This is a genomic window from Embleya sp. L77 (assembly GCF_055557415.1).
In genome coordinates, this window is the sequence record NZ_CM145709.1 from 2,965,235 (window position 1) to 2,984,195 (window position 18,961).

13 protein-coding genes, 1 pseudogene and 1 riboswitch are annotated in these 18,961 nt (G+C 69.4%); of the genes and pseudogenes, 7 read left to right on the forward strand and 7 right to left on the reverse strand.

Annotated elements, in window-relative coordinates:
* Positions 1–19: 19 nt before the first annotated feature.
* The 5 genes from rfbD to rfbB all read right to left on the reverse strand — a co-directional run bounded on the left by rfbD (position 20) and on the right by rfbB (position 5,599).
* Entirely contained in the window at positions 20–934 is a 915-nt protein-coding gene (rfbD, locus tag ACZOOI_RS12460; RefSeq protein WP_465280714.1) for a dTDP-4-dehydrorhamnose reductase, read from the reverse strand.
* 237 nt (positions 935–1,171) lie between these two features.
* Positions 1,172–2,152, reverse strand: coding sequence for an NAD-dependent epimerase/dehydratase family protein (locus ACZOOI_RS12465; protein ID WP_465280715.1), 981 nt, complete (start codon positions 2,150–2,152; stop codon positions 1,172–1,174).
* 86 nt (positions 2,153–2,238) lie between these two features.
* Positions 2,239–3,141 carry a glycosyltransferase family 2 protein gene (locus ACZOOI_RS12470; protein WP_465280716.1) on the reverse strand — a complete coding sequence of 301 codons (903 nt, stop codon included), beginning with the start codon at positions 3,139–3,141 and terminating at the stop codon, positions 2,239–2,241.
* A 63-nt stretch (positions 3,142–3,204) separates the two neighbouring features.
* Positions 3,205–4,551: a lipopolysaccharide biosynthesis protein gene (locus ACZOOI_RS12475; RefSeq protein ID WP_465280717.1), complete on the reverse strand. Its 1,347-nt coding sequence runs from the start codon at positions 4,549–4,551 to the stop codon at positions 3,205–3,207.
* Positions 4,552–4,615: 64 nt separating this feature from the next.
* Positions 4,616–5,599 carry a dTDP-glucose 4,6-dehydratase gene (gene rfbB / locus ACZOOI_RS12480; protein WP_465280718.1) on the reverse strand — a complete coding sequence of 328 codons (984 nt, stop codon included), beginning with the start codon at positions 5,597–5,599 and terminating at the stop codon, positions 4,616–4,618.
* Between the two features lie 50 nt (positions 5,600–5,649).
* Here rfbB and rfbA point away from each other — a divergent pair, with 50 nt between their 5' ends.
* The 7 genes and pseudogenes from rfbA (at position 5,650) to ACZOOI_RS12515 (ending at position 15,245) form a co-directional block, all read left to right on the forward strand.
* Positions 5,650–6,546: a glucose-1-phosphate thymidylyltransferase RfbA gene (gene rfbA / locus ACZOOI_RS12485; RefSeq protein ID WP_465280719.1), complete on the forward strand. Its 897-nt coding sequence runs from the start codon at positions 5,650–5,652 to the stop codon at positions 6,544–6,546.
* A 77-nt stretch (positions 6,547–6,623) separates the two neighbouring features.
* Positions 6,624–7,223, forward strand: coding sequence for a dTDP-4-dehydrorhamnose 3,5-epimerase (gene rfbC, locus ACZOOI_RS12490; RefSeq protein ID WP_465280720.1), 600 nt, complete (start codon positions 6,624–6,626; stop codon positions 7,221–7,223).
* Between the two features lie 304 nt (positions 7,224–7,527).
* Complete coding sequence (locus tag ACZOOI_RS12495) at positions 7,528–9,180, forward strand: trypsin-like serine protease (RefSeq protein WP_465280721.1); 1,653 nt, start codon at positions 7,528–7,530, stop codon at positions 9,178–9,180.
* A gap of 107 nt (positions 9,181–9,287) precedes the next feature.
* Positions 9,288–9,894, forward strand: a pseudogene (locus ACZOOI_RS12500) (NAD-dependent epimerase/dehydratase family protein); the annotation flags it as partial.
* A gap of 521 nt (positions 9,895–10,415) precedes the next feature.
* A complete protein-coding gene (locus ACZOOI_RS12505; protein ID WP_465281342.1) occupies positions 10,416–12,002 on the forward strand; it encodes a hypothetical protein in 1,587 nt (528 codons plus the stop codon).
* A gap of 259 nt (positions 12,003–12,261) precedes the next feature.
* Entirely contained in the window at positions 12,262–13,230 is a 969-nt protein-coding gene (gene galE, locus ACZOOI_RS12510; protein ID WP_465280722.1) for a UDP-glucose 4-epimerase GalE, read from the forward strand.
* A 493-nt stretch (positions 13,231–13,723) separates the two neighbouring features.
* A riboswitch (cyclic di-AMP (ydaO/yuaA leader) is annotated at positions 13,724–13,908 on the forward strand.
* A gap of 2 nt (positions 13,909–13,910) precedes the next feature.
* Positions 13,911–15,245 carry a transglycosylase family protein gene (locus tag ACZOOI_RS12515; protein WP_465280723.1) on the forward strand — a complete coding sequence of 445 codons (1,335 nt, stop codon included), beginning with the start codon at positions 13,911–13,913 and terminating at the stop codon, positions 15,243–15,245.
* A gap of 235 nt (positions 15,246–15,480) precedes the next feature.
* On the opposite strand, the gene ACZOOI_RS12520 is transcribed toward ACZOOI_RS12515, so the two are convergent.
* Both ACZOOI_RS12520 and ACZOOI_RS12525 read right to left on the reverse strand, forming a co-directional pair.
* On the reverse strand, positions 15,481–17,514 hold the full coding sequence (locus ACZOOI_RS12520; RefSeq protein ID WP_465280724.1) for a PIG-L family deacetylase: 2,034 nt from the start codon (positions 17,512–17,514) through the stop codon (positions 15,481–15,483).
* A gap of 139 nt (positions 17,515–17,653) precedes the next feature.
* Positions 17,654–18,802, reverse strand: coding sequence for a bifunctional lytic transglycosylase/C40 family peptidase (locus ACZOOI_RS12525; RefSeq protein ID WP_465280725.1), 1,149 nt, complete (start codon positions 18,800–18,802; stop codon positions 17,654–17,656).
* Positions 18,803–18,961 lie beyond the last annotated feature (159 nt).

An 18,961-nucleotide genomic window follows, 5' to 3' on the forward strand; every position in this document is an offset into this window, starting at 1 on the left:
CTGTCCGGCGACTCCGGGCTCATTGCCGGTCCCTGGCCGCTTGAATCTCGGGCAAGGCCCCCACCAACATCATGCGCCAGTCCTCGAGCGGTTTCAGGCCGGCTGCTTCCCATCGCCGGTGGCCGAGAATGCTGTACTTCGGCCGCTGCGCTCTGCGAGCGAAGGCGGCCGACGAGACGGGGCGCACCCGGTCGGGGTCCAGACCCGATAGTTCGAAAACGGCGCGGGCGAGGTCGTACCAGGTGGCCGCGCCGGAAGCGGTGCCATGGTAGCGGCCCGCGGGCGCGGTTCCGTCGAGCGCGGCTCGGCCGAGTACCACCAACCGCTCAGCCAGCGCGTACGACCACGTGGGCTGACCCACTTGGTCGTCGACCACGTCCACGAACTCCTGCCGGGCGGCCAGTTCGAGCATGGTCGTGACGAAGTTGCGACCATGCGCACCGTACAACCAGGCCGTGCGGACGATGTAGCCCGTCCCGGGGAGCAGTTCGGCCACTGCGGCTTCGCCGGCGGCCTTGCTGCGGCCGTAGGCGTTCAACGGATCCGTCGGCTCGTCTTCGTCGTAGGGCGAGGTGCCGGCGCCGGAGAAGACATAGTCGGTCGAGACGTGCAGCACGCGCACGTCGTGCGCGACACACGCGCGGGCGACGTTGCGCGTAGCCACGCCGTTGACCGCCGTCGCCTCGGCCTCGTGGTCCTCGGCCTCGTCGACGTTCGTCCACGCCGCCGTGTTGACCACCACGTCGTGCCCCGCGACCGCCTGATCCACCGCCTCGGCATCGACGATGTCGAGCTCGGTTCGCGCCAGCGTCGTCACCACCGCGCCGGGAGTTCGGGACAGAACGTCTGACAGGTCGTGACCGAGCATCCCTCCACCCCCGGTCACCAGCCACCGGGTCGTGCGGTCCGCACGATTGCGTCCATACGTGCTCATGAGATTGCGACCGCTTCCGCTTGCACCGCCAACACCGGGCCTCGACCGGACCCCTCCGAGAGTGGCTCACACCTCTACTCTCGCCAAACACGTCGATGCTAGCGAATCCTTCCCACCGGAATCGGGACCCAGAGCGCCCGGGCGAGGCTGCCGACAGACCCTGCCGAACGGCATGTGCCCCATCGTCCACCCGTGGTCGCCCACTTGCCTGTGCCGCCGTCCCCGGTGGCACACCGATCACGTCTGGGGCCGGATCCGCTCCGAGGTGATGTATGCCTCCCATAGGGAGGCGACCGCGTCGGACAGCTCGTAGCCGGGTTTCCACCCCAACAGCCGAGCAGCGGCGGCCACGTTCATCTGCTGCCACGACGTCTCCGGGGTGGTGATCGGTCCCTCCACCACCTCGGCCGGAACACCGCTGGCCGCGACCAGGAAGTCGACCACTACGCGTGCGGGGACCGCCTCGCCACGACCGATATTGACCACCCGACCCGACACCGTCGAGCCCGCGGCGACGACGATCGCGTTGACCGCGTCGCGCATGTCGACGAAGTCCCGCGCCGACTGCAGCGAGGCGAATTTCAGCGTGGCGTTCTCGCCCTCGCGCATCGCCTTGCCCAGCTTCGCGGCCACTGCGCCCAGAAGACTGGTGACCGGCAGGCCCGGCCCGACCGTATTGCTGATCCGCAGGACGATCGCCTCCGCGTCACCGCGCTCGCAGGCAGCGAGAACCAGCTCGGTGCCGCGCAGCTTGGTCTTGCCGTAGGCCATCGAGGGCACCGGCGGCGTCGACTCGTCGAGCGGGGTGCCGATGGGCGCCAGCCCGTACTCGTGGATGCTCCCGAGGTGCACCAGGCGGGGCCGACGCTCCATCGTCGCGAGTGCCTCAAGGACTCGCTCGACGACCGTGATGTTGGCGCGGACCATGCCCTCGTCGGACACCGACCAGACGCCACCGATCGCATTGACGACCACGTCCACGCGTTCCTCGGTCAACACCCTGGCCAGTTCCGCCGCACCGGCGTCCACGACGTCGAGCGCGAAGAATCGAACGGACGACGACTCCTCGGGGACACTGCGAGCGAAGGCGACCACGCTGTCTCCCTGCTCGGCGAACGCGGTGCACAGCATCCGGCCGATGTGGCCGGTGCCGCCCAGAACGGCGACCCGCCTGGGCCCCTGCGCAATATCGGGATCGCGCGACAAAACGGAGGGCACTGGATCAATCTCCTGAGCTGCTGATTCGAACTGCCGGGCAAGCAGGGACGACCCTGCCGTCCCATGACGTCGACAACGGTACGGCTTCAGCGGGTCCGACGGATCGGCCCCAGCGCGTGCCGGGCCAGCGTACGAGCACCATCGGTCTGCTTGGTGCGGACGGCACCCGGCACCAGGCTCGCCGCATGCAGCCTCGACGAGACGTGCAGTCGTGCGGCCTTGGCCGCCTTGGGCCAACCGTGTTTGTCCAAACGCGCGGCGACGTCGAGGAAGTAGGCCTCGGCCTCGGTGAACCTGCTGCCGTTGAAGGCCCGGACGGAGGACAGACTCACCCGGTGACGACGGTATTGGAAGCAGACCGTTTCGTCGAGCAGCATCCAGGCGCCGCTCTGTAGCACATCTATTACAAGCGCCAGGTCCTGGATGACGTCGTAGCCGTCCCGGAAGGCCATCGACCGGAGCACATCGGCGCGCCAGCAGATGGAGGAGAAGTAGAGCCAGTTCCCGCGCAACAGGCTCGTCGCAAGTTCCTCGCCGCCCATGAGTCGACGCCCGCGCACCTTGGGCGCGTACAGCCGGCGCTTCGTCTGGTCGACCAGGGTGTGGATGCGCTCGCCGTTGCTGTCGATGACCTCGACACCGGGTTGGACCATGGCGACGTCAGGGTACTGCCGGAGTGCGGAGCGCACGACCGTGAGATAGGTCGGCAACATGATGTCGTCGGTGCCCATCAGCACGACATGGTCGTGTTCGACGAGGCCGACGCACTTGCGGTAATTGTCGGTGACCCCGAGATTGCGCTCGTTGCGGATATAGCGAATCCGATCGTCACCGAGTTCGGCGAACCATTCCGGAACGCCCGGCTCCTGGCCGTCGTCGACCACGGTCAGACGCCAGTCCCCATCGGTCTGGTCCTGAACGCTGCGCACGGCCGCCTGCATCAAAGAGACGTCGCCGTAATACGGCAGCATGATGTCGAATGTACTCATCGTTCGATGCACCCACACCCAAGGAAGTAACGGCAGTATCGATACCGGTCCGCGTGTGACATTTTATCGGGATTCCCACGTCGACGAGACCGGCACGGAATTCGGCGCCGAGCCGGCCGAGCCCTCCGCGAGCACGGGGCCCCGGGCGTCGCCGTGCGTGGTCGTGGGCACGCGCAGGGCGAAGGCCATCACCAGGGCCACCGCCAGCGAGCCGGCCGCGTACGCGATCTCGACGCGAAGCTTGATGTCACCCGGCAGGAAGGTAATGCCGAACAGGACTGCGGTGCCCACGATCCAGGCGACCAATTGGAATCTGTGCCGAGCCATGGTCATCAGGCCCTGTCCCAGGACCATCGCCAGCATGTAGCAGACCGTACCGGCCGAGAACCAGAAGAAATCCGCGTAGTCGAGAACGTTCTTCGGGGCCCCGAAGAGAATCGTCACCAGCCACGGCCCGAGCGCCGTCGCGACCAGTCCGCCCGCGACGCCGAGCGCCGTCACGAGCATCGCGCCCCGCTTCATCAGGTGTCTGAAGCCGGCGATGTCGCCGCTCGCGTAGATCGAAGACAGGCCGGGCAGCAGCGAGGCCTGCAGTGCTCCGAAGACGAAGAGCGGCACCCGCGCCAGGATCAGCGCCGACAACAACGCGTTGATCAACGCGGTCGCCTCGGGCTCCAGCAGTTTGACGTTGATGACCGCCATGTTGACCACAAGTTGGGCCAACAGCGTGGACACCACCAGCAGCGAGAGCCCGCCGCACAACTCGCGCCACGCCACCTGGCGGCCCGGCTTCGCGGCCCGCAGCACAGGAACCACGATGATCACCGTGGCGAGCAACGGCGCCGCTGTAAGCACGAGGCTGAACATCAGCGGCGAGCGCACGCCGGCGATGCCCAGGGCGCCGGCGAAAACGATGCGCAGGCCGCCGTCGAGCGCGAGGCTCGCGCCGTAGGCCTTGAACTTCTTGAGGCCGGCCAGGGTACCCCGGGTGACCGAGACCGCGACCAGCCCCGCGAGCGCACCGGCGAGCGCGGTCAGCAGCGTCTTGTCCCCGTCGAACAGGGCGTCGGCCAGCGGGCCCGCCGCCGCGACGATGACCGCCACGACCGCGACAAGCATCCCGAGCGCCAGGAGGGTGCCGCGCCGCAGCACCGGGCCCGCTCCCTCGCCCTCCACCGAGCGGGCGGCGACGATGCGGGCGATTTCCTGCTCGACCGGAAAGAACAGCCCCAGACCGACCGAGAAGATGATCGTCCACAGCACCGACACCCCGGACATGTCGTCGGCGTCGAGTGTGTGTCCGGCCACCGCAAGATGGATGTACGAGGCGACACCGACCACTGCGGTACCCGCCCCCACCAACAGGGTCCCGGGAGGAAGGCTGCCGACCGCGCGCGTCAGTATTCTCATCGCTCACTCGTTGGTTGGGTTGTCGTAGGCAGCGTGCGCCGGATGCGCCGGGTGTGTCCCCCGATCAGGACTTGGGCGCCGCCTTCAGCGGCTCCCACCACGCGCGGTTGTCGCGGAACCAGGACACGGTCGCGGCCAGACCGTCCACGAAGCCCACTCGCGGGGCATAGCCCAATTCTTCCTGAATCTTGGCGATGCTCAGAGAGTAGCGACGATCGTGACCCTTGCGGTCCTCGACATGGTCCACCATCTCCCAGCCGACCCCGCACGCGTCCAGCAGGAGCCCGGTGAGCTCCTTGTTGGTCAGTTCGGTGCCGCCGCCGATGTTGTAGACCTCTCCCGGCCGGCCCGAGCGCATGACGAGGTCGATGCCCTGGCAGTGGTCGGAGACATGCAGCCAGTCGCGGATGTTGGCGCCGTCGCCGTAGAGCGGCACGCGCAGGCCGTCCAGCAGATTCGTGACGAACAGCGGGATGACCTTCTCCGGGAACTGGTAGTGCCCGTAGTTGTTGGAGCAGCGGGTGACCACCACGTCCATGCCGTGCGTGCGGTGGTAGGCCAGGGCGAGCAGGTCGGAAGCGGCCTTGCTGGCCGAGTAGGGCGAGTTCGGGGCGAGCGGCCACTCCTCGGTCCACGAGCCCTCGTCGATCGAGCCGTAGACCTCGTCCGTGGATACGTGCACGAACCGTCCGACACCGTGCTTGCGCGCGGCGTCGAGCAGGACCTGCGTGCCCACGACGTTCGTGGTCACGAACGGGCCGGCTCCGGCGATGGAGCGGTCGACGTGCGATTCCGCGGCGAAGTGCACGATCACGTCGTGCCCGGGCACCACGTCGTCGACGACGGCCGGGTCACAGATGTCACCGCGAACAAAGGTGTAGTCAGGATGGTTCGCGACCGGCGCAAGGTTGGCTTCGACACCCGAATAGGTCAGCTTGTCGAGCACTGTCACCTGTGGAGCGGGAGCCGAGGGCGCCTCACCGGAGAGCAGATTGCGGACGAACTCGGAGCCGATGAATCCGGCCCCGCCGGTGATCAGGATCCTCATGGACAGGAGAGTCTACTCACGTGCGACGGAGCAGCGCTTAAGGTGATGACATGCGTGGCATCCTTCTCGCCGGCGGTACCGGTTCCCGCCTGTGGCCCATCACCCAGGCCGTCTCCAAGCAGCTCATGCCAGTCTTCGACAAGCCGATGGTCTATTACCCCCTGACCACGCTCATCACGGCAGGTGTCCGGGAGGTGCTCGTGATCACGACACCCCAGGACCAGGCACACTTCCAGCGTCTCCTCGGCGATGGCTCCCAGTTGGGCATGCGGATCGAATACGCGGCCCAGGAGAGTCCGGACGGCATCGCCCAGGCCTTCCTCATCGGCGAGAAGTTCATCGGGAACGAAGCCGTGGCGCTCATCCTGGGCGACAACATCTTCCACGGCATCGGGCTCGGTCGACAGTTGCGTGAGGACAGCGACCCCGTCGGTGGACGTGTGTTCGCCTATCCGGTCGCGGATCCCACCGCCTACGGCGTCGTCGAGTTCGGGCCGGACGGCCGGGCCCGCTCCATCGAGGAGAAGCCCACCCGCCCCAAATCGCGGTACGCCGTCCCCGGTCTCTACTTCTACGACAACAACGTCGTGGAGATCGCGAAGGGCCTGCGGCCGAGCGCGCGCGGCGAACTTGAGATCACCGGAATCAACGCAACCTATCTCGAACGCGGCGAATTGCACGTGAGCGTTCTGGACCGCGGCACGGCTTGGCTGGACACGGGTACGTTCTCCTCGCTCGTACACGCCGCCGAATTCGTCCGGGTCATCGAGGAGCGCCAGGGTCTCAAGATCGGCTGTATCGAGGAGGCCGCCTGGCGAGGTGGCTTCATCGACGCCGATCGAGTGCGGCAACTGGCCGAACCGCTGCTCAAGAGTGGCTACGGGCAGTACTTGCTCGACCTGTTGACCTATGGGGAGGGTTTGGCGCCGGTCGAAACCGCGTACTGAGACCTCACGATGAACGACGCGATGACTGCGGCCGAACGGCCTGTCGGCGAATCCGCTCCCGACCCGAGGACCAACTCATGAAGATCCGGCCCCTTTCCATCGAGGGTGCCTGGGAGATCACTCCCCAGTTGCACGGCGATCCGCGCGGAATGTTCACCGAGTGGTACCGCTTCGATCACCTGGCCCAGGAGATCGGGCACCCCATGCGACTGGCCCAAGGCAACATGTCCGTGTCCTCGCAGGGTGTGGTCCGCGGGATCCACTTCGCCGACGTGCCGCCCAGCCAGGCGAAGTACGTCTCGTGCGCCAAGGGCGCGGTGCTGGACGTGATCGTCGACCTGCGGATCGGTTCGCCCACATTCGGCAAGTGGGAAGGCGTGCGGCTCGACGACATCGAGCGTCGGTCCGTCTACATCTCCGAGGGCTTGGGGCACGGGTTCTGCGCGCTGACCGAGGGTGCGACCGTGAGCTACCTGTGCTCGGAGACGTTCGCCCCCACACGTGAGCGGGCCGTGCACGCGCTGGACAAGGAACTGGGCATCGCCTGGCCCGCCGACGCGCCGATACTGTCCGACCGCGACGCGGCGGCGCCCACGCTCGAGGAGATGTCGACCGAGGGACTTCTGCCGCAGTACTCCGCATGTGTGGCATATCGGAATTCACTGCGGGAGAGTTGACCGCCTCGGGCGGCGACGCCCGACGACTTGACCCGACGAAGACCGGGACGACGAATGCGTCGTCCCGGTCTTCGTCGTCGCGGGCAAGGCCCGCCGGAGGCACCCCGAGTGCGCCGCGAAAATAGCCGGCCCGTATCTTGCTCGCCCGGTACTTTCGCCGGAATGGATGTCGGACTTCGCCGGCATCCTTCGATTTTATTGCACCCGGCTCCGCAGAAGAACGAGCGGGACGAAAATGTCCTTTCTTCACTATTTTGCGAGCCACACCCCGGTTTTCCAGAAGTTCATTACACAGGAGTTGCCTGTGCTTTCTCGTGCCACCGCGTTCCGCAATGTCATGAACGCATCACTCGTGGCTCTCGCGACGACCGCCGTCGTCGCGGCCACGTCAACGGGCTCTGCAGTCGCCGCTCCCGACGACACGCCCAAGCCGCCGCCCGGGGCCCCCGCCCCGCCGGTGGACACCCAGCGCGACCCGAAGATCATCGGTGGCGACCCGGTCACCAACCCGTCCGCGTACCCGTGGATGGCCTTCCTCCAGGTCCAGGCGAACGACAACCTCTGGTACTCGTGTGGGGGCACGCTCATATCCCCCACCAAGGTGCTGACCGCGGCCCACTGCGTGGACGGCTTCGACTTCGTCAACAAGGGCGTGGTTGTCTTCGGTGGCGTCGATCTCGAGGTGCAGGTGGACCGAGTGGTCCACCCCACCGAGCAGTGGCGGCACCCGAACTACGACCCGAACCTGCTGGCGAACGACGTCGCGGTGCTGACCCTGCCGGCGCCCGTGCCGTACCCGGTGTTGCCGATCGCCGGCCCGGCCGACTCCGCGCTGTACGCGGCCGGCACCCAGGCGCAGGTCTTCGGGTGGGGACGCAGCCAGTCCGGCCAGCCCGCGGACGGCAAGCTGCGCCAGGCGACCATTCCGCTGCTCGGTCCCGACGGCTGCACCGCGCTGCCCGGCGAGCAGACCTCGGCGGGGATGATCTGTGCCGGTGACGGCACCGGCACCGTCACCCCGTGCAACGGCGACTCGGGTGGTCCGCTCGTGGTCGCAGGTCGTGTGGTCGGCATAGTGTCGTGGGGCGTCAAGGGTTGCGTCACGCCCGGGACCTACAGTGTCTCGACCAAGGTGAGCGACTTCACCGACGTGATCAACCAGCAGCTCGGCACCCGCCCCCTGGGCAAGCCCGACCTCGACGGGGACGGCCTGCCGGACCTGTACGGGCGCACCTCCGACGGCGAGCTGTGGACCGTGACCAACTACGGCAAGTACGGCCTGTACCCGAACGTCAACGCGGGCAGCGGCTGGAACATGTTCACCAAGATGTACCAGCCCGGTGACCTCAACGGAGACAGCCAGGCCGACGTCCTGGGCCTGACCGCCGCAGGCGACCTCTACTACTACGCGGGCGTCGGCAACGGCTACCTGGGTACGAAGTCGAACGTCGGCAACGGCTGGAACATGTTCGACACGATCCTGACCCCCGGCGATCTCAACGGCGACCGTCGGCCCGACCTCCTCGGCCGCACGCCCTCGGGTGACCTGTTCTTCTACCCGGGCACCGGCCCCGGCGCGTTCGGCGAGCGTCAGCTCGTCGGTACCGGCTGGAACATGTTCAACCAGATGGTGGTCTCCGGTGACCTGGACCGGGACGGCAAGGTGGACATCCTCGGCCGCACCCCGGGTGGTCTGCTGCGCTTCTACAAGGGCTTCGGCGGCGCCTCGTTCGGCAACGGCGTGACCATGGGCACCGGTTGGGACATGTTCAGCCAACTGGTCGGCGCGGGCGACGTGAACCGCGACGGTGTCGCGGACATCGTCGGCAAGACGTCGAACGGCCGACTGTTCACCTACTACGGCACCGGAGCACCCAGCTTCGGCGAACGAGTGGAGAACGGCATCATCAGCGGACAGCCGAACCTGAACTGGAACGAATTCGACAACCTGTTCTAGTCGGCTTCCGGTTCCGGGCGCATCGTCGTTCGGCGAAGCGCGCCCGGAACCGGACCGGGACGAAGGGACGCCACCCGGGCGGGCGCCGGACTGGATAGGGTCGTCCCATGATGCGGCTTGTCACCGGCGGTGCCGGGTACATCGGGACGCATGTCGTGCGGGCGCTGCTCGCGGCCGGTGAGGATGTGGTCGTCGTCGACGACTTCTCCACGGGCGCCCGGGAGCGGCACCCGGAGGGCGGTGCCGCTGATCGTCGGATCCGTGCTGGATCCGGCGCTGCTCGACGAGGCGTTCCGGGCGCACGCCGTGTACGGCATGCCCGCCGTCGACCTCGTCACCGAGGACACCCCGTGCCTGCCGATCAACCCGTACGGCGAGAGCAAGCTCGTCGGCGAGTGAATGATCAAGGCCACGGCGCGCGCACACGGGATCTCGTACGCCTCGCTGCGCTACTTCAACGTCGCGGGCTCGGGCGCGCCCGAGCTCGCGGACAAGGGCGTGTTCAACCTCGTGCCGATGGTGCCGGAGAAGTTGACGGCCAATCAGGCGCCGGTGATCCTCGGGGACGACTACGACACGCCGGACGGCACGTGCGTGCGCGACTTCATCCATGTGGTGGACCTGACCGAGGCGCACGTGGCCGCCACCCGCCGGCTCGGCGCCGACCCGGACGCGCACCTGGTGCTGAACGCGGGCCGAGGCGAGGGCCTGGCCCCAACCCGGACCATCGTAGTTCGCATGGATAGCCGCCCGCTCAGCATCGACGGGGTACGCCCCGGAGCGCAAGCACACGGCGCATCCCCTCGATCCCCGGTCGGCGATCGACTGGCAAACGAACGAACCCGTGCTGTCGGCCCGGGACGCCGAGGCGCCGTCCTTCGACGAGGCGACCGGCTCGGGCCTGCGCCCGCAGTACGCGATGTACAAGGACTTCACCGACTCGCTCGGTTTCTGCGGCGCCTGACGCCGGCATCCAGGACGTCCCGTCCGCGCGACCCCGCAACGGGGCTGCCAACGTCTCCGTTCCTGTCCTGCCGGTCCATCCGCGTGCGATCGCCCGCAGGTCGACCGGCAGGTCCTTGCCCGGCCCATGTGAAAGGAGATACCAGGTGGAGCGCGCCCCGTCGCCCGACCTTCCCACGTCCTCACCACCGCCGAAAACCCTGCCGGAGACGGCGGCTTCGTCGCCGGCTCCCTGGTGGCGGTGCCCGCTGTTGGTCTGTGCGGAAGGCGCTGTGGCGGTGCTCACCGCACTGGTGTTCGCGGTGTGGGCTCGCAACATCCGGGTCGACCCGATCGACCGGATCGGTCAGGTCAGCGGCCTGGCCACGCTGCAGTTACGGATGACCCTGATCGCCCTGCTGGTGATCGCGGCGCTGGTGATCGCCTATCGGCGGTTCGGCCCGGCCCTGCAGGCGTTGTTCGCCCGGATCTCGTGCGCCGTGGTGGCGGGACTCGCCACCGGCTTCGTCGCCGGTGGCACCACGATCGGCCTGCGCGGCACGCCGTGGCCGATCAACGGCGTCGACGGTGACGTGGGCACCCTGGCGAACTGGGCGGGGGCGATCAACCGGGGCGAGTCGATTTCCGGCGTGTACCCGCCGCTGTTCCCGGAATTGCTGGCGCTGTGGGCGAAGGTGTTCCGGCACGGCAACACCTCGTACTCGCTCCAGGACCTGCAGATCGTGATCATGGCGATGATCGGTCCGGCCGCCTACCTCGCCTGGCGCCTGTGGTTCCAGCCGCTGTGGGCCTTGGCCATCGGCGTCACCAGCTCGATCCCGCTGTATGAGCCGGTCAAGCCCTACACCACGATCATTTTGGTCGTATTCGTGCCGGTGATCGCGAAGTTCATCCAGATACTGCGCAGATCACCGCGGATGACGAAGCGCGATCGGGTGACCACCGGGGTGGCCTTCGGCGTGATGTTGGGCGTGATGATGATCGCCTACTCCGGCTGGTTCCTCTGGTCGGCCGCCGGCGTGCTGGTGACCTGCCTGCTCGTGTTGCCCTGGCGACGCGGCTTCAAGGCCGCGATGATCTTCGTGATCGCGACCATCGTCCCGTTCCTGATCATCAGCGGCCTGTACCTCAAGGACCTGCTCCTCAAGAGCGGCGGCGAGAAGGACGACTACTTCTACTTCGACACCGCAGTCGACCCCGCCTACTTCCTGATGTGGCGCGGTGACTCGCCCGGCGAGGTCGGCACGTGGCCACCGCCCGGCGAACTCGGCGGCGTCGGCGTGTTCATGCTGATCCTGCTGGTGGGCCTCGCGGTCGCGCTCGCACTCGGCATGCGGCGCTCGCTGGTCCTCGCGCTGGTGGCGTGCCTGGCCAGCTCGTGGCTGATGCGGTTCTGGTTCGCCTCGCACATGTTCCAGGACCAGGCAGTGCAGCTCTACCCGCGCACCTCGATCGAACTCGCGTACGTGATGCTGCTCCTGCTCGGTGTGGCCGGGCACCTGTCCTCGCAACGGCTGCGCGCGCTGTGGAACCGGTACGTCGTACACCGCGCCGACCCGGTCGCGGACGCCTACCCCAAGCACGTCGGCGCGCGCTGGCGCACCACCCCCGGCATGGCGACCACAATCGGCGCGCTGTCCGCGATGGTGCTGCTGTTCGGTACCGCGGCCTCCTCGGTCGCCGACGACGTCATACCGGTCGACGACTCGAGCATCGGTTCGCTGACCTACCGCTCCCACCAGTTGCAGAAGACCAGCGGGGCCTGCCCGAGGTACGCGAACAAGCACACGTGCCGGCAGCTGGGCACCCCGCCGTGGGAGCTCCCCGTCCGCGTCCCCCCCGGGGCGAACAACGGCTGAGCGGGCACCGCGGGACCCACGGGCCAGGGGGTCCAGTGCCGTGACGGACGAGGGCGGCGTCGTCGAAGTCGAAGCATCCGACGCCGCCTTCGTCGTGTCCGGGCCGGCCGCCGGCGTCTCCCGGCGGGTGGACTCCGGCAGCCGGGAGCGGAACAGGCCCGGGGTCCAGTCCTTCAACCGCATGGCGGGCTTCCCGCCGTGCGTCGGACCGGTCGCCGTGCCTGCGCCGCGAGCCCGGGATGGCGGATAGGGTCGTCCCATGAAGTGGCTTGTCACCGGCGGTGCCGGGTACATCGGGACGCATGTCGTGCGGGCGCTGCTCGCGGCCGGTGAGGACGTGGTCGTGGTCGACGACCTGTCCTCGGGCTCGCGCGAGCGGGTTCCCGAGGGGGTGCCGCTGGTGGTCGGCTCGGTGCTGGATCGGGCGCTGCTCGACGAGGTCTTCCGGGCGCACGCCGTGGCCGGCGTGGTGCACACCGCGGGCCGCAAGCAGGTGCCCGAATCGGTCGCGCGCCCCCTCTTCTACTACGAGGAGAACGTCGAGGGTCTGCGCACCCTGCTGGCGGCCATGGTCGCGGCCGACGTCACCCGCATCGTGTTCTCCTCCAGCGCCGCCGTGTACGGCATGCCCGACGTGGACCTCGTCACCGAGGACACCCCGTGCCTGCCGATCAACCCGTACGGCGAGAGCAAGCTCGTCGGCGAGTGGATGATCAAGGCCACGGCGCGCGCACACGGGATCTCGTACGCCTCGCTGCGCTACTTCAACGTCGCGGGCTCGGGCGCGCCCGAGCTCGCGGACAAGGGCGTGTTCAACCTCGTGCCGATGGTGCTGGAGAAGTTGACGGCCAATCAGGCGCCGGTGATCTTCGGGGACGACTACGACACGCCGGACGGCACGTGCGTGCGCGACTTCATCCATGTGGTGGATCTGGCCGAGGCGCACGTGGCCGCCACCCGTCGACTGGCGGCCGATCCGGACGCGCGCCTGGTGCTGAACGTGGGTCGCGGCAATGGCACGTCGGTGCGCGAGATGGTGGAACTCATCGCCGAGGTCACCGGTTTGCGCGACCTTGCACCGGAGTACCAGCCACGGCGCGCGGGCGACCCGGCCAGGGTGGTCGCGAGCGCCGACCTGATCACCACCGAGTTGGGCTGGAAGGCCCGGCATGGCACGTCGGACATGGTGCAGAGCGCATGGGCCGGCTGGCGGGCGCTGCGCGGCTGAGACGGCGGAGTGTGGGACGCCGCGCCGGTGGGTCGTCGGCCGTCGGCGCGGCGGAACGAGGTCGCTCGGGCCGGGGTCGGCGGGCATGAAGTCGCCCGGGATGAATCGGACATGCGGCTTGTTGTTTTGTGGGGTAGCTCACGCCGGCCACGAGTGCGGACGCCCGTCCGGGTGGGCATGGGCACCCTCCGCGCGACGCTACGCGCGATGCCGATGTGACAAGCGGGGCGTAGGTAATCGTTTCCGGACGATCCGCATGCACGGCAACCGGGCGCCCCTGTCACGCATTTCCAACGCATCCACCACGGAACGCCAACTACGGTCCTTTCCGTAAGGGATCATCTACATTGCGCTCATCCGCAAATCGGATATTCGACGTCTATCCGACACGGACTTGTGATCTACGTCCGGGCCTGCTTAGCGTTCGATCCGTCCGTATCCCACACGGACCCCGATCGCCGGTACGCCGAATCCTGTCGCCGGCCGTTCGGGAGGCTGACGAGCACCACACGACAGGAGCGGGGGAACCACAGGTGAACCGCCGCGAACGGCCCCGATCGAAACGATCGGACGCCGCGAACGGCTTGGGGTGAAGCCACGTCCTTCGGGATGTGGCCGGGCTATCGATCTCCGGCCCGAATCCGACAGCTCACCTCGTAGGCGTGGGAGAGGATCCAGCCATGCTGTCCGGAACCGGGCGTCATCGCCGTCGCAGCACCAGTAGGACCACGCGTCTGATCGCCGCGGCGGGTGTCGCCGGAGTCGGCGTCGCCATGCCGATCATCGGCGCGGGCACGGCCCAGGCCGCCTCCGTGAGCACCTGGGACAAGGTCGCCCAGTGCGAGAGCACGGGCAACTGGCAGATCAACACCGGCAACGGCTTCTACGGTGGCCTGCAGTTCACCCAGAGCACCTGGAACGAGTTCGGCGGTCAGCAGTACGCCCCGCGCGCCGACAAGGCGACCAAGGGCCAGCAGATCGCGATAGCCGAGAAGGTGCTCAAGAGCCAGGGCCCCGGTGCCTGGCCGGTGTGCTCGGTCAAGGCCGGCCTGACCCGCGGCGGCGCCACCCCCGACGTCGACACCGGCTCCTCGGCCGGCAAGACCGCGCCGAAGACGGCGCCCAAGACCGAGACTCCCAAGGCCGAGACCCCGAAGAAGACGGTCGCCGCGCCCAAGATCGAGGTCAAGTCCGAGGCCCCCAAGGCCGAGGCTCCCAAGACCGAGACCCCGAAGACCGAGCCGGTCGCCAAGTCGGACTCCGCCGCCACGTCGTCCTACGTCGTGGTCGCCGGCGACACGCTCTCGAAGATCGCCGGCGCCGCGCACGTGCCCGGCGGTTGGCCGAAGCTGTACGAGGCCAACAAGAGCGTGGTCGGCGAGAACCCGGACCTGATCTTCCCGGGCCAAAAGCTCACGGTCGACGGCAAGGCCGCGCCGACCACCACCAAGACCGAGGCCGCCGCGCCCAAGGTCGAGGTGCAGAAGCCGGAGACCCCCAAGGCCGCGCCGAAGGCGGAGACCAAGCCGGCCGCGCCGAAGACCTCGGTCAAGACCGAGGCCGCCAAGAGCGACGCCAAGCCCTCCGCGAGCACCGAGAAAGCCTCCGGCGCCTACGTCGCCCCGGTCTCGGGCGCCACGCTCACGTCGAGCTTCGGCGCCGGCGGCTCGCGCTGGTCCAGCGGCAGCCACACCGGCCAGGACTTCGCGGTCTCGACCGGCACCACGGTGCGCGCGGTCACCTCGGGCACCGTCGTGTCGGCCGGCTGGGGCGGCGCGTACGGCAACGAGGTCGTCATCCGGCACGCGGACGGCAAGTACACCCAGTACGCGCACCTTTCCTCGATCTCGGTCAAGGCCGGGATGAAGGTGCAGACCGGCCAGAAGATCGCGCTCTCCGGCGCGACCGGCAACGTGACCGGCCCGCACCTGCACTTCGAGGTCCGCACCACGCCGAACTACGGCTCCGCGGTCAACCCGATGACGTGGCTGCGCAGCCACGGCGTCAGCGTCTGATCCACCGCTCTCCCGCGCCGTCCGGCGGGCGTTCCCTTCGGGGAGCGCCCGCCGTTCGCATGTCCGGGCGGGTGTCCGCGCGGGTGCCGCTCACGGCGGGCCGGATCTGCCGTCGGGACGGCCGTGTGGTGCCCAGCGTGCCGCCGAAAGGCCGCATGGTGCACAGCGCCGCGTCGAGACGGCCGTACGGCGCACAGCACCCCGGCGGAACGGCCGGGCGCCGCCCGGCACATCGTCAGGAAAGCCGTGCCGTGCGCAGCGCCCCGTCCGGTCCGAGCCACAGGACCACCGGCTGCCCGGCGCCGTCCGTCGCGCCGGTGGGACCGACCGCGACCGCGTGCTCGTCGAGCACGATCGGCGGCCCGGCCACGCCCACCACGACCGGACGGCCCTCGGCGTCCCGGGTACAGACGACCGTCGTGCCGTCCGGCCGGGGCAGCGGGTACAGCGCCTCGTGACCCGCGCCCGCGGTGCGCGGGTCACCCGGCGTCCAGGCGCCGGGCCCGACTTCGACCACACTCGCGATCTCCGCCGTGCCGGCCCGCCGGTGCGCGATGCCGACCCGGCCGTCGGCGCCCACCCAGGCCGCAGGCGCCCCCACCGGCCGCTCGGCCGCGATCGTGCCGGGCGGACCGGACCGGTCGCCGACGAAGTCCCAGTACCGGATGCCCTCGCGAGCCGTGCCGAAGACGGTCACCCGGCCGTCCGGGCGGGTCACCGCGCTCGGCCCCTCGACGATCTCGCCGCCGCCCAGGTCCTGCCAGTCCGACCACTCCTCGCTGCCGGCGGGTCGGAAGCGGGTGCTGATCCCCTTGTCCCGATCGCGCACGAACAGATGCAGCCCGCCCGCGCCGTCGGCCCGGACCACCGGTGTGCCCGGGCCGCGTTCACCGCCGTTTGGGCTGCCCAGCCCCCGCCACGGACCCAAGGCGCCGCCGGGCGTCGTCTCGGTCGCGGTGACGATCTCGAACCGGTCCCGGTCGGAGCGCCGGGCACCGCCGATCCGCAGCGCGAACACCGCGATCCGGCCGTCCTGCGTGCGCACCGCGGCCGGTCCCGGGGCGAGTTCGCCGTCACCGGGGCCGGGCATGGACTGCGCCGGAGTCCAGGCCGCGGCGCCGACCCCCTCCTGGGTCCACCGGGTGACCCGGCCGCCGAGCACGGCCCACGCGGTCAGCCGGCCGTCCGCGCCGAGCACCGGCCGGGGGCCGACGTCCGGAAAGCGATACGTGGTGCTCTGCGGCCAGTTGGTCCGAGCGGCGGTGTCGCGCACCTTGAGGTCGCCGCAGTCCACCCGTCCCGGGCAGTGCCGCACCCGGTCGGTCCAGCCGTACACCCGGGTGATCTCGTCCTTGCGCTCGCGGGCCGCCGGCGCGAGATTGTGCGGCCAGCGCTCGTTGTAGTAGCCCCGGTAGGCGATCGCCGCCGCGCTCGCGGCCGGCCGCGCGGCGTTGTACCGGCGCAGCGCCTCCCAGGTGAACTGCGCGGCGGCGGTGTGGTCCTGGTGGTCGGAGACGCCGCCGTGGTCCGAGTGTGCGGGGTGTGCCCCGTCGTGCCGCTGTCGATCGGGGTCCGGGTCGAGCGTGCGCACCACGGTCGGCGTCTGGGCCCGCATCAGGTCCGCGAGCGAGTCGATCAGGCCATCCCTGGTGTACGAGTACGGTCCGCCGGCCGGCTCGTCCCGGGCGGCCAGCGTGTCGAGTTCGCGTTCCCTGCCGTTCCACAACGTGCGCAGCCGCCCGCGCGCGCCGATGCCCTCCTCCTTGCGCGTGTTGAGGAACACGAGCTTGATGTTCGGGGCATCCACCAGATGGTCGAGTTCGGCGTGCGCGCCGTCGCGCAACCGCACGCTGTGCCGCTCCCAGCGCGCCGTGCGGTCTCCGAGGGCCATGAACGCGTACGCGGCGCGCGCGCCGTTGTTGCGCGCCGCCGCGTACGCCTGCGGATCCGGGCGCCCGCCGGTGCCGTTGCGGCCGTCCGCCTCGCCCGCGGTGAGGAAGACCGTCACGCTGTCCGTGCCGGCGCGCACCGCCCGGTCGACGTCGGGGTTCATGAAGTAGAGGTCGTCGTCCTGATGCGCGACCACCTGCATCACCGCACCGGTCGTGCCGGGCCGCGGCGCCAAAGTCTCGATCCCGATCGGCGAGGTCGGCGCGTGATACGGGGGCGAGCCGTACGGCCCGGTCACCTTCACCACCGCGAGCGCGAAGCCGAGCGCCAGGACACCGACCACCGCGGTGAACCTGCCGGTGCCGGGGATCATCGCCATGTCGGCTGGGACCTTTCTGCCGTCGCGGGCGAACCGGCCTCATCATCGCCGGTCGTCGACCGCGACCCGCACCCGGCACACCTGCGTCCGGCACGCCCGGCGCGGCACGCCCGGCCCACGCGCCGGATCGCCGCGGCGGTCAGCGCGCCCGCGCGCCGCCCGTCCCTACGGTGCGCGGCTCGGCCGCGGCGGGCAGTCGGGTCGGCACCTTGCCGCCCCCGGCCGGGGAGCGACCGGGGTCGGCGGCCGGACTGCCCGCGCCGGAGTCGTTGTTCGCCGAACCGGGGCTGCGGTCCGGCAGCGACTTCGCGCCCTCGGGGGTGACTCGGGTCGCGCCGATGTAGTCCGGCTTGTCGATCGGGCCGAACTTGATCACCGTGCCGGTGTAGGGCGCGTGGATCATCTGGCCGTTGCCGACGTACATCCCGACATGGTGGATGCTGCGCGGGTCGCGCAGGTCGGTGGCGAAGAACACCAGGTCGCCCGGCAGGAGTTGGTCGCGCGAGGGATGCCGGCCGGCGTTCCACTGGTCGTTGGCCACCCGGGGCAGCTTGATGCCCACGGTGTCGTAGGCGGCCTGGGTCAGCCCCGAACAGTCGAACCGGCCGCCGTCGGCCGCGGTGCCCTCGCCGCCCCACAGGTACGGGGTGCCGAGCTTGGTCTGCGCCCAGTTGACCGCACCCGCCGCGAGCGCCATCGGCTGCAGCGGGGTCTGCACGACGCCGAAGCTCTGCTCCAGCGAGCGGATCGACTTCACGTAGTCCTGGGTCTGGGTGTACGGCGGGATGCCCTTGTACTGCATCACCCGGTACGCGCCCGCGTTGTACGCGGCGAGCATGTTGTTGGTCCGGTCGCCGGGCACCGAGGCGACATATTTGGCCAACGAGCAGTCGTAGCGCGCGGCGGCCGGGATCGCGTCGGCCGGATCCCACGGGCTCGACTTGCCGTCGCCGTTGCCGTCGGTGGCCCACTCGGGCCACGTGGTGGGCATGAACTGGGCGATGCCCTGGGCCCCGACGTTGCTCACCGCGGTCGGGTCGAAGCCGCTCTCCTGGTAGAGCTGCGCGGCCAGCAGCGCCGGCGAGATCTCCGGGCAGAGCCTGCCCCACTTGTCTATGGTGGCCGCGTACGCGGCCGGCACGGTGCCGGGCGCGAGCGACATCGTGCCGCCGACTCCGCCCTGGCTGCCGGATGCGGATTGCATCGCGCCCACGCCTACAGTGAGAAGACCGACCAGACCGAAGGGGATCGCGAATGCGATGCCACCGGCCACCCAGGCTTTGCGCATCGCAGGCACCCCCGATTCTCCGCGACCGGGACGGGGCCGCGACGGACACTCCGAGCACATTGTGCGCGCCACGATTGCTCAGCGCAATCACCCGTGATACACACAGTGAGCAGACACACTTGCCGAGGTGGTAGCCCGATCGGCTTCCCCACAGCACAA

Bases quoted from the DNA above. Each gene is read 5' to 3' on its own strand.
- galE (WP_465280722.1), top strand. From the start codon at position 12,262: ATGAAGTGGCTTGTCACCGGCGGTGCCGGGTACATCGGGACGCATGTC.
- ACZOOI_RS12520 (WP_465280724.1), bottom strand. From the start codon at position 17,514: ATGGCGATGATCCCCGGCACCGGCAGGTTCACCGCGGTGGTCGGTGTC.
- rfbB (WP_465280718.1), bottom strand. From the start codon at position 5,599: ATGAGGATCCTGATCACCGGCGGGGCCGGATTCATCGGCTCCGAGTTC.
- rfbA (WP_465280719.1), top strand. From the start codon at position 5,650: ATGCGTGGCATCCTTCTCGCCGGCGGTACCGGTTCCCGCCTGTGGCCC.
- ACZOOI_RS12470 (WP_465280716.1), bottom strand. From the start codon at position 3,141: ATGAGTACATTCGACATCATGCTGCCGTATTACGGCGACGTCTCTTTG.
- ACZOOI_RS12475 (WP_465280717.1), bottom strand. From the start codon at position 4,551: ATGAGAATACTGACGCGCGCGGTCGGCAGCCTTCCTCCCGGGACCCTG.
- ACZOOI_RS12525 (WP_465280725.1), bottom strand. From the start codon at position 18,802: ATGCGCAAAGCCTGGGTGGCCGGTGGCATCGCATTCGCGATCCCCTTC.
- rfbC (WP_465280720.1), top strand. From the start codon at position 6,624: ATGAAGATCCGGCCCCTTTCCATCGAGGGTGCCTGGGAGATCACTCCC.
- rfbD (WP_465280714.1), bottom strand. From the start codon at position 934: ATGAGCACGTATGGACGCAATCGTGCGGACCGCACGACCCGGTGGCTG.
- ACZOOI_RS12515 (WP_465280723.1), top strand. From the start codon at position 13,911: ATGCTGTCCGGAACCGGGCGTCATCGCCGTCGCAGCACCAGTAGGACC.